The sequence below is a fragment of the uncultured Bacteroides sp. genome (assembly GCF_902491285.1).
GTDB lineage: Bacteria > Bacteroidota > Bacteroidia > Bacteroidales > Bacteroidaceae > Bacteroides.
Genome location: NZ_CABUHK010000002.1, coordinates 21,150 through 31,042, shown reverse-complemented (window position 1 = coordinate 31,042; position 9,893 = coordinate 21,150). Strand labels below are relative to the sequence as shown.

Genomic DNA, 9,893 nt, shown 5'->3' with positions numbered 1-9,893 from the left:
ATGAATAAGAATCCGGAAATACAATTCCGCTCCCCTGAAGAAATCAAAGCCTATCAGGAAAGCCGGCTGGCTGAGGAACTGCTTTATTTGCAGAATCATTCACGATTCTACCAACGTCTGTTCCAAGCACATCACATCGATATACAACAGATAAAAACCATAGAAGACTTGCAACAAATACCTGTCACGACCAAGACAGACCTGCAACTTCATAATGAAGATTTTATTTGCGTGAGCCGCGATGAAATTATTGACTATGTCACCACTTCGGGAACCTTGGGCGACCCCGTCACTTTCGTATTGACTTCCGAGGACCTTGACCGGCTGGCCTACAACGAATATCTGTCATTCACCACCACCGGATGCAGCAGACAAGACGTACTGCAACTGATGACCACTATCGACAGACGTTTCATGGCGGGTCTAGCCTACTATATGGGAGCCCGTGAGCTGGGCATGGGGGTAGCCCGTGTGGGAAACGGCATTCCCGAACTGCAATGGGACACTATCCGGCGCATCCATCCCACTTGCGGCATGGTAGTCCCTTCCTTTCTGATCAAACTGATTGAATTTGCCGAAAAGAACCATATTGATTACCATCACTGCTCCATGCAGAAATGTGTATGCATAGGCGAAGCACTCCGCAATCCCGATTTCACCCTGAACACACTGGGTAAACGGATACACGAGAAATGGGATTCCCTGCAACTTTACTCCACCTACGCATCTACCGAAATGCAATCCTCGTTTACCGAATGTAATGAATTTCACGGTGGCCACCTCCAGCCGGAACTGATTATCGTAGAGTTTCTGGATGATAACAACCAACCTGTAAAAGAAGGGGAAGCAGGCGAAGTGACCATTACGACTTTGGGAGTAAGAGGAATGCCGCTGCTCCGCTTCAAGACCGGAGATATCTGTTACCATTATACCGAACCTTGTGCCTGCGGACGTAACACCATCCGTCTCAGCTCCATACTGGGCCGTAAAGGACAAATGATAAAATATAAAGGTACGACCCTTTACCCACCCGCTTTATTCGATATTCTGGATAACATCCCCCATATCAAGAATTACATTGTAGAGGTTTATACCAATGAACTGGGAACGGATGAAATACTGATCCGCATCGGAAGTGAAAACCGCAGCGAAGCCTTCGCTAAAGAAATCAAAGACCTGTTCCGTTCCAAAGTACGGGTGGCTCCGAGTATCAATTTTGAATCGGCAGAGTATATCGCGAAAATACAAATGCCGCCCATGAGTCGAAAAATAGTTAAATTTATTGATTTGAGATAATATTTTTCTACCTTTGGCAGCAACAAAACAACACTTAAAAAAGAACTAATATGAAACAGTTACTCGTTTTATTATTCCTTGTAAGCAGCATGGCTTGCTTCGGGCAAAACAAAGACGCATTGAAAGACATCTCTTCTGTGACATTTTATGGCATAGACTTTACCCGTGCCAAAGTGTACGGAGCGAAAGAAGGCCCCATGCAGTTCAAATATACTTTTGATGACATCAACAAGCTTTTCATCACTGAACCGAAGAAGTATGATATTGGCAAAAGATTGGGTGTCAATGTAGAAGTGACCTCATTAGAGGCAGTAAACGATGCTAACAAGACCATCAATCCCGATGAGATCATGACGACCAACAGCGGATACACCCTGGATGAAAAACAGATAGAAGAAGTCATCAAGACACTTCCTATCCTCTCTCAAGAAGAAAAAACAGGATTGATTATGATTGCCATGCTTTTAAACAAGGCAGATGCAAGAGCGACCTATCAAATTGTATTCTTCAACACGAAAACCCGTGAGATTCTGTATAGTGCACCGACTAACGGCAAAGCACGCGGTTTCGGACTACGCAATTATTGGGCAGGTTCCGTACACAGCGCCATGAAGAAACTAGACTAACATATAATCCCGGTTCACTGTAGGGGTGAAATGCTCCCACCCGATACCACAAAATCAATGTATCCGGATGAACTCAATTCACCCCTACAGCTATAAACCTTTATTAATCAAACCCCTCTACGGTACCAGAATACTACCAGCCATTTCCTGATAAGGATAAGTAAACCAAAAGCAAGAGCCTTCTCCTTCTTCTGACTCCACACCGATAGTTCCACCCATCTGTTCCACCAGACTCTTACAAATAGACAAGCCAAGTCCCGTACCATGAACAAAACTGTTCAGTTTCACAAAACGGTCAAATACTGTTTTTATCTTATTCTTCGGGATTCCCATTCCTGTATCACGAACATAAAACCGCAGATACCCATCTGTCTGCCTATAATATCCTAACGTTATGCTGCCCGAAAAAGTGAACTTCAAAGCGTTATTAATGAAATTGGAAATGACTTGATTCAAACGATTCTTGTCTGCCCATACATGACATCCGGGCAAGCATTCTTCAAACACCAGCTCCACACCGGCCGGCACTTTCATGCGTAAAGAACGGATAATCTCACTGCAAAGCAGATTGACATCCGTATCACTCTTGACAAATTCAAAAGCTCCCGACTCCATCTTCGATAAATCAAGAATATCTGAAATAAGCTGAAGAAGCAACTCCGTATTCTCCTGTACAATAGCCATATACTGCTTGCGGTCCTTCATATCTTCCGTTTCCGTTAAAAGGCTGGAAAACCCCACTATAGCATTCAGCGGAGTGCGGATCTCATGACTCATATTAGCTAGAAAAGCGGATTTCAAACGATCCAGCTCTTCCGCTTTATCTCTTGCCGCTATCAACTTCCGCTCCGTTTCTTTCAGTTCAGTTATGTCATAATTGACACAAACCATATCAATAATCCCGTCTTCCGGACGAAAATCGCGTACCATTACATTGACTCTTGTCCATGTATACGTGCCATCTTCACGTAATATACGCACATCACGCCTCAGATGGCTGGCTTCCCGTATCAATACCTGATCAAAGAAGCGAAGCATCATCCTGCGATCATCCGGATGAAAATGAGAATGCACTTTGATAATCTCATTCAATGGAGTTCCTTCTTTCTCACCTACATTCCGATACCAGCTATTCACAGCATAGCCATCACATTTCAAGGCATTAAAATGGGCATATCCTACTTTGGCATAGTTACCAATCAATGTGAAAAACTCCTCAAAGTCCTGTATTTTGCTATATGCATTTGTTGTTTCCGTATTATCAATATTGATCAACAATATATTTATCAGATTGCCCAAAGCATCATAAAGTGGAGCGAATTTCGAGATCAAACTGATAGTACCGGTACGAGAAGTAGAATAATAGCCGTCCAAACGGTCGAAATCATAATTAAACGACATATCAATAGGTGCTCCTGCTTTCAACTTATCTTTCAATCCCTGCGGCAGCAAAGGATTATCAAATAAATTCAATCCTATCACATCCTCCTTATGCCGGAGACCGAAGATTTCCATCTCCTTGTCATTCAAATCTGTCATAAACCCATCCTTATCATACAACTCGATACCAGCAGGAAGATTCTTATAAATATTCTGCAAATAAGCTTTTTCCAGCCGGGCTTCAGATTCAGAGCGTCTCAATTCCATACAAATACTGATAATATTACCCAAAGAGACAAACCATTGATAATCCTCATTGCACCAATTCCGGTGCTCACGCACCATATCCACCCCTATATACCCCCACACTCCGTCTTTTGAGTTCAAAGGCACCACCATAGTAGATTTCACTCCATATTCCTCTAATCTACGCTTATCCGCCCCGGCTGAATCAGGAAGCAAATTTAATGTAAAAAGAATGATTGGATCACCAGCCAATATCTGTCCTGTCCACCAGGAGGCATAATCAATAGAAGATTCCGACAATAAAACCTTACGTTCTTTTATACCCTCCACTGCTATTTCATAGGTACAGACTTCCGTATGCAATTTCCTGTCCAATTCAAAAATATAAGTACGATCTGCTTGAAATTGGCGCAATACCTCCTTTAAAATCTTATTGATAACCAAGGTAATATCATCAGAATGCAAAAAATCAAGCAATGACTTGGAAATGCCGTTCAAACGAGATAATAAAGAGTTCAACCGGTCTACCGTCTGCTCCTGCATATTCATCCGTTGCCGGGAAATACATTGCAACATACCCATGACGCGGACATGACCTTCTTTGGTAATACGCTTCTCACCGACCTTGGTACTGACCCACATCATCCCATATTTGGAATGTATCGGAAAAACCTGCTCATAAATCTCCATCATCCGGAAAGAGCGAAATTCCTCCAAAATACGCTCCCGATAATTCTCACAAATCAGATTCGCGAAATCTTTAGCAGAAATCTTATTCCCTTCTATTCCTAACAAATCGGCTACAAACTCAGAACAATAGTAAACTCCTTCATCAAAGTCCACCTCCCACCATCCTATGCGTGCCATTGATACAAGCTGCTGCAACCTTGCATCATTCTCTTGAATCTTCCCCATATACAAGCTACCTTTTAATTTATGCACCAAGATAATCATTATCTGTCAATACCAAATACTTAAACATGAAAAAATAAACACCGGCAATAAATAATCAATGCCCGAAATCTATTTTAACGCAGTTCACTTGCAAATAAACAGCGAACTGTGTATTTTCGTAAAAGAACTACATTACAAACCTTACAAATTCGTATAACCATGAAACGTAATATCCTATTATTAATAATTTTGACAGTCATATCCTTAGAAGCATCCGGACAAAAATATACGATTTATGTAGATGACTTCAATAGTGAGATCAAAATACCCAACAGGGCGATCAACCTGATTCGTCTCGCATTTATCGATGGTATCCGCAACACCAACCGCATCAATGTAGTGGACGCCGTTTCGGCTGGAAGTGATCTCAGTCTGAGCCCGCTGGAAGATGCACGCCGCTTCAGAGCAGAGTACCTGTTAAAAGGAAACCTGATACAAAGGGAAGCAACCGATGACGGAAGCTCTCACAGACGTTACCACAGCCGTGAGAACAGTTATAAAGAGAAATTCACCCTGCGCCTTGATTTAATACGGACCAGTGACGGAGTAACTATCAGCACACGCAATTATGAAGAGACAGGCTCAGCATCCGGTAAAGATGCCACCCAATATAGCGCTTTAGAGAATTCATTAATCAATGTGCCATACGAAATGGGACTTTTTGTAGAAAATCACTTCAAAGTATACGGTTCAATACTGAAAGTGGTATCTACCAAAAGAGACAAGGCAAAAACCATTTATATCAACCTGGGATATGATGATCCTATCAAAGAAGGATTACGCTTTGATGTAGTGGAAGATGGCATACTGGAAGGACATAATATAGAAACCAAAATCGGTGAAATACGGATTACCGAAATCATGGGACCGAAAATCTCTTTATGCAAAGTGAACAAAGGGGGTGAAACTATTCTTACTGCATTAAATGAAGGAAAGACCTTGAAACTTATTTCCAGACAGGCCAAACTGTTCGATGAATAACATACCATTCATAATGAATATACAACAACACAACCGCCGACCCGGCATCTGCCAAGGCCCGGCGGTATTACTATATCAAGACAAACCGCTACTTTTCTATAATGGAAGTTAGAGGATGACGGTTCCCCTTTATCTCTCTCAGAAATGCTTTTGCCGAACCAAAATTCAAATATAAATCCAAACGCACCGGCAAATGGTTTTTATCATCAGTTACATAAAAGGTTATTACCTCTTTTTCTTTTCCTTTTTTATACTCTACCAAGGAAAAGACCAAACAACGGTATTTCACACCATTCTCCGCCTTAAAATTCTTCCGGCCACGATAAATCAATGTTTGCTGCTCTACTTTAGTACCTGTAGCCATATCAAACAATATTTTATCGCCGACTTTATAGTCACTTACATCAAATGAACGTGCCCTCATCAATATGCTCAGCATATCAAAAATACACTCATCACTTTGGTCTTTCGATTTCACCGTATCCCGTTCCCTCCTCATACGACGCTGATCGGCAATACATTTCCCGTTTTTATAACTGAACCATACTTCGTCCACCGTATAGCGGTCGCCCTCTTCGGCTCCTTTACGAAAATAAACAGGTTCCAGACGACTGCTGGTAATACAAGTCAATGTATCACGCATCTTAAAAAAGAAATCAACTTGTCTGTTACTGACAGAAATCAAGTTACTACGAAAACAAGGTTTCCCCTGATAAGTAATAGCCTGCATGTCCATTTTTGCCTGTCCGGCAGCAACCCAAATGAATTTCCAGTTAAACTTTAAATCGTACACTAATTCTTCACCTGCCTGGATAGCTTCGTTTTGTGCCGCACATTGCGCCCTGGTTGCCATAATGGCAAACCAGCCGCACAATAATATGAGAATAGTTTTTTTCATCGGCCTAGTTTTCTAGCTCTTTCTTTATTTCTATCTTGCACCTTTTTGGTCTCTTCCGGTTTTTGTTTCTTTATTTCATCCAGCTTTTGCTTGTCTATAGGAATAGCATTCACATCCCAATTCTCTTCAAATTCAAAGTTAGCTTTCATTTCCCAAACTTTCGGGAAATAGAAAACCTCTTCAGGCTGAATCTTCTTATCATAATCTCCCGTATCCCAAACTCCGTTATTATTATGGTCGTTAAACAAACGTATATAATATTTCGTACTCGGATTCAAGAAATAGAAGTCCGCCGTTCCTTCCTCCGTTACCGGTTGTTGGCGCAATACATTTCCATTCGCATCCAACAACTCGGCAACAGCATGGGGAGCAGTTCCTTTTATATTCAACAAGATAGTTCCGTACTCGTCCATTTTTTTCACTTTCACCGTTTGCTGGACTTTGTCCGTATGCAGCCCATAAATACCAATAAACGCCAAAGAATCAATAGTCAACTGATATTCCTGCTCCGGTTGCCAATCTGCCAATATCTGATATTGACGTGGCATCAACGAGTCTGCCATAAAGAAGAAAGGAGCCGGTTGCCACACACTATCCACCTTTACTTCCATATGAATGGCCGCCGTGTCTATGCTTGCCACAGGTTCTTCAAAAGATAGATAGATATTCCTGTATATATCGAATGCTGACGGAGCATCGACGTTCATAGTCAGGAATTTAGTTGGTTCCACCCTGATGGTATCTCCTTTTTTCTCCCTTTTTTTACGTTCCTTCTCCTTTTCCTCATTCGCTTTTTTCTGCAATTTTTCCCGTTGCTCTCTTGTCAGTTTATTAGCCAGATAAATGGTATCGGTTTTGGGAACCAACCGGTTTAGTGTATCCGTATATAAATAATCCAACTGAACCTCCAGCGTATCCATCTGATAAACCAACGAATCCTTGATCCAATAACAAATTGAGTCGTTTCGTGGAGTCGTTTCTATAATAAACGCATCCTTCTCATCAAAGTTCAATCCTTTCAAAACAGGCAACGTATCGGCCGGCGCACTGAAAGATAATATAAAATGATTCTCTTTATCACGCTCGCTCTTGGACAGATACTGGCGGTTATTTATTCCCTTAAATGCTCTTAGAACAATATTATCCGGCAGAAAACGGGTATACCCCACTGTTTTAATCGTATCGATAGTCGCTGTATCCTTCCACAACGTATCCTGACGCACAGCAGCCTCCATGGAAGGAATAATAATAGAATCACAAAAAGCAATCATCTCGGTCTTGGAGTCATACAAATAATTCTGGTTACCATCCATCAAACCAAAGATATGATATTTACCAGGTGCGATACCGCGGATGGTAAAACGCCCTCGGCTATCAGTACGGGATACACGGTCAAACGGTTTCTTGACAAAAGCGCTATCGCTCAGATCTGCATGCAATCCCACCATCATACCTTTGACAGGTTCCAAATCAGCAGCAGCCAATACATTTCCGGAAACTTCCAGTGTATCAATGGCTTCTCCCGTAGAAAAAGAAAAAGCATAATTACCTAGCGGATTACCCTCATTGTTATCCACAATGGCATCCGAAAAATCAATGGTATAAGTGGTATTGGGCTTCAATGAGTCCATGAGGTTAACCAATACTCTTCTGCCGCTTGCCTTAATATCAGGTTGTTCCAATTGAGGAGGAGACACTACCACCTTCTCCGATGTTTTCTCTAATTTGATGAACTCATCAAATTCAATGGCAATCTTCTTATTCTTATTGTTTGTTGCATACGGCTTGGGAGAGCTTCTGATAAACTTGGGCGGCTCCTCATCATACGGACCTCCATCCGGTGTTCCCATGCTTGCGCAGGAATACACCACGATCATCAGCATCAACAAAGCAGGTAATTTATGTTTTTTCCAATTCATGTTCTTATTGGTTCAAGCTTAGCATTTCTTCTATATAATCACGCGTATTGCTCAATCTCGGCACTTTGTGCTGTCCGCCTAATTTGCCTTTTTCTTTCAGCCAATCGTGGAACAGATTAGGTCTCGCCACGATTATTTCCAACGGCTGCAAGGTAATGTTTTTATGGCGTTTAGCTTCGTAATCGGAGTTAATTTGTTGTAAAGAAGTGTCAAGAACCCGACTAAAATTCTCTAAAGAATCCGGCATAACGGCAAATTCTATCAGCCACTGATGACGGCACTTGGCATGTGCATCCATGAAAACAGGAGCAGCAGAATAATCAATAATCTGTGCACCGGTCGCCTCGCAGGCTTTTGCCAACCCTTGTTCCGCATTATCCACCATCAACTCCTCACCAAATGCATTAATAAAGTGCTTGGTACGCCCTGTTATAACAAATTTATAGGGGTGTTTGTTGGTGAACTTCACGGTATCACCAATCATATAACGCCACAATCCGCAGGAAGTACTGATGACCATCGCATAATTTTTATTCAACTCCACATCTGTTAACGGAACAATATGAGGATTTTCAGTACCGACATCTTCCATCGGAATAAATTCATAAAATACCCCATAGTCAATCATCAGTAACATGGAAGGATCACTGAAATCATTTTGTAATCCGAAAAAACCTTCACTGGCATTGTATGTTTCCATATAATGCATCTTGTCGCTACGAATAAGCTGTTTATATTGTTCGCGATAAGGAGTAAAAGCAACCCCTCCATGAAAAAAAACTTCCAAATCAGGCCATACTTCCGCCAAATTATCCGTTCCCTTCACTTCCAGAATATGTTTCAGTACAGCCATCATCCATGACGGCACTCCTGAAAGATTGGTCACATTCTGATTCATTGTGGCACGAGTAATCCTTTCTACTTTTTCCTCGAAATCACTCAGCAACGCAATCTTTTTATCGGGCACCCGAATCAGATTGACCAACGGATTCACATTTTCAATCAATATGGCAGAAAGGTCTCCTACAAGACTTCGTTTCACATTATAGTTTGGTGCATGGCTTCCTCCAAGAATCAGACCTTTTCCAGAGAAAAAACGACTCTCAGGATTTTGTTGGAGATACAGCGCCACTGCATCCATACCACCCGCATAATGAATATCATGAAGTCCCTCCCTGCTGACAGGAATAAACTTACTTTTGTCATTAGTTGTTCCTGAAGATTTGGCAAACCACTGCACTTCTCCACGCCACAGGACATCTTTCTCTCCATGACGCATCCGTTCCACGTATGGCTTGATTTCTTCGTAAGTCTGTATAGGTACACGTTGAAAGTCTTGATATCTCTTTATGTCTTTATAGCCATATTTCAATCCCCACTCCGTATGGGCCGCATCCTTCATCAGCCGGCAAAACACTTTATGTTGGAGCGCCTCAGCCTGAGTTGCATACAAGGCTGTCGCTTTTTGTCTGGGCTTGAATAGCGTACTAATTAATCTGGTAGAATTCATTTGTCTTAGTATACGATTCGTTATATCTTGCAAAAATAGCTTATTTCTATATTATAATGGCTGATAACATTATTTTTTTTATA

Annotated in this window: 7 protein-coding genes; 3 read left to right on the top strand and 4 right to left on the bottom strand. The window is 41.6% G+C overall.

Annotation, left to right across the window (positions count from 1 at the left end; all coding sequences use genetic code 11):
• Together RDN93_RS00680 and RDN93_RS00675 are read left to right on the top strand one after the other, a co-directional pair.
• On the top strand, window positions 1-1,296 hold the full coding sequence (locus RDN93_RS00680) for a phenylacetate--CoA ligase family protein (RefSeq protein WP_005844309.1): 1,296 nt from the start codon (window positions 1-3) through the stop codon (window positions 1,294-1,296).
• A 50-nt stretch (window positions 1,297-1,346) separates the two neighbouring features.
• Window positions 1,347-1,922, top strand: coding sequence for a hypothetical protein (locus RDN93_RS00675; protein ID WP_005844307.1), 576 nt, complete (start codon window positions 1,347-1,349; stop codon window positions 1,920-1,922).
• A 117-nt stretch (window positions 1,923-2,039) separates the two neighbouring features.
• Here RDN93_RS00675 and RDN93_RS00670 read toward each other — a convergent pair whose 3' ends face one another.
• Window positions 2,040-4,463 (bottom strand): ATP-binding protein, encoded by a 2,424-nt coding sequence (locus RDN93_RS00670; protein ID WP_005844306.1) that lies wholly within the window; start codon window positions 4,461-4,463, stop codon window positions 2,040-2,042.
• A gap of 198 nt (window positions 4,464-4,661) precedes the next feature.
• Here RDN93_RS00670 and RDN93_RS00665 point away from each other — a divergent pair, with 198 nt between their 5' ends.
• The gene (locus RDN93_RS00665) at window positions 4,662-5,483 is read left to right on the top strand and encodes a hypothetical protein (RefSeq protein WP_008666620.1); all 822 of its coding nucleotides are present in this window, start codon (window positions 4,662-4,664) and stop codon (window positions 5,481-5,483) included.
• Between the two features lie 88 nt (window positions 5,484-5,571).
• On the opposite strand, the gene RDN93_RS00660 is transcribed toward RDN93_RS00665, so the two are convergent.
• The 3 genes from RDN93_RS00660 to RDN93_RS00650 are packed head-to-tail and all read right to left on the bottom strand — an operon-like array spanning window position 5,572 to window position 9,810.
• Complete coding sequence (locus RDN93_RS00660) at window positions 5,572-6,381, bottom strand: DUF3108 domain-containing protein (protein ID WP_005844302.1); 810 nt, start codon at window positions 6,379-6,381, stop codon at window positions 5,572-5,574.
• On the bottom strand, window positions 6,378-8,300 hold the full coding sequence (locus RDN93_RS00655) for an Ig-like domain-containing domain (protein WP_032952966.1): 1,923 nt from the start codon (window positions 8,298-8,300) through the stop codon (window positions 6,378-6,380). The genes RDN93_RS00660 and RDN93_RS00655 overlap by 4 nt, the downstream gene beginning before the upstream one ends.
• Before the next feature lie 4 nt (window positions 8,301-8,304).
• Window positions 8,305-9,810 carry a GH3 auxin-responsive promoter family protein gene (locus RDN93_RS00650; RefSeq protein ID WP_008781347.1) on the bottom strand — a complete coding sequence of 502 codons (1,506 nt, stop codon included), beginning with the start codon at window positions 9,808-9,810 and terminating at the stop codon, window positions 8,305-8,307.
• Window positions 9,811-9,893 lie beyond the last annotated feature (83 nt).

What these genes read in the sequence shown, in the direction of transcription:
- RDN93_RS00680 (WP_005844309.1), top strand. Translation starts at nt 1, where the DNA reads ATGAATAAGAATCCGGAAATACAATTCCGCTCCCCTGAAGAAATCAAA.
- RDN93_RS00675 (WP_005844307.1), top strand. Translation starts at nt 1,347, where the DNA reads ATGAAACAGTTACTCGTTTTATTATTCCTTGTAAGCAGCATGGCTTGC.
- RDN93_RS00670 (WP_005844306.1), bottom strand. Translation starts at nt 4,463, where the DNA reads ATGGGGAAGATTCAAGAGAATGATGCAAGGTTGCAGCAGCTTGTATCA.
- RDN93_RS00665 (WP_008666620.1), top strand. Translation starts at nt 4,662, where the DNA reads ATGAAACGTAATATCCTATTATTAATAATTTTGACAGTCATATCCTTA.
- RDN93_RS00660 (WP_005844302.1), bottom strand. Translation starts at nt 6,381, where the DNA reads ATGAAAAAAACTATTCTCATATTATTGTGCGGCTGGTTTGCCATTATG.
- RDN93_RS00655 (WP_032952966.1), bottom strand. Translation starts at nt 8,300, where the DNA reads ATGAATTGGAAAAAACATAAATTACCTGCTTTGTTGATGCTGATGATC.
- RDN93_RS00650 (WP_008781347.1), bottom strand. Translation starts at nt 9,810, where the DNA reads ATGAATTCTACCAGATTAATTAGTACGCTATTCAAGCCCAGACAAAAA.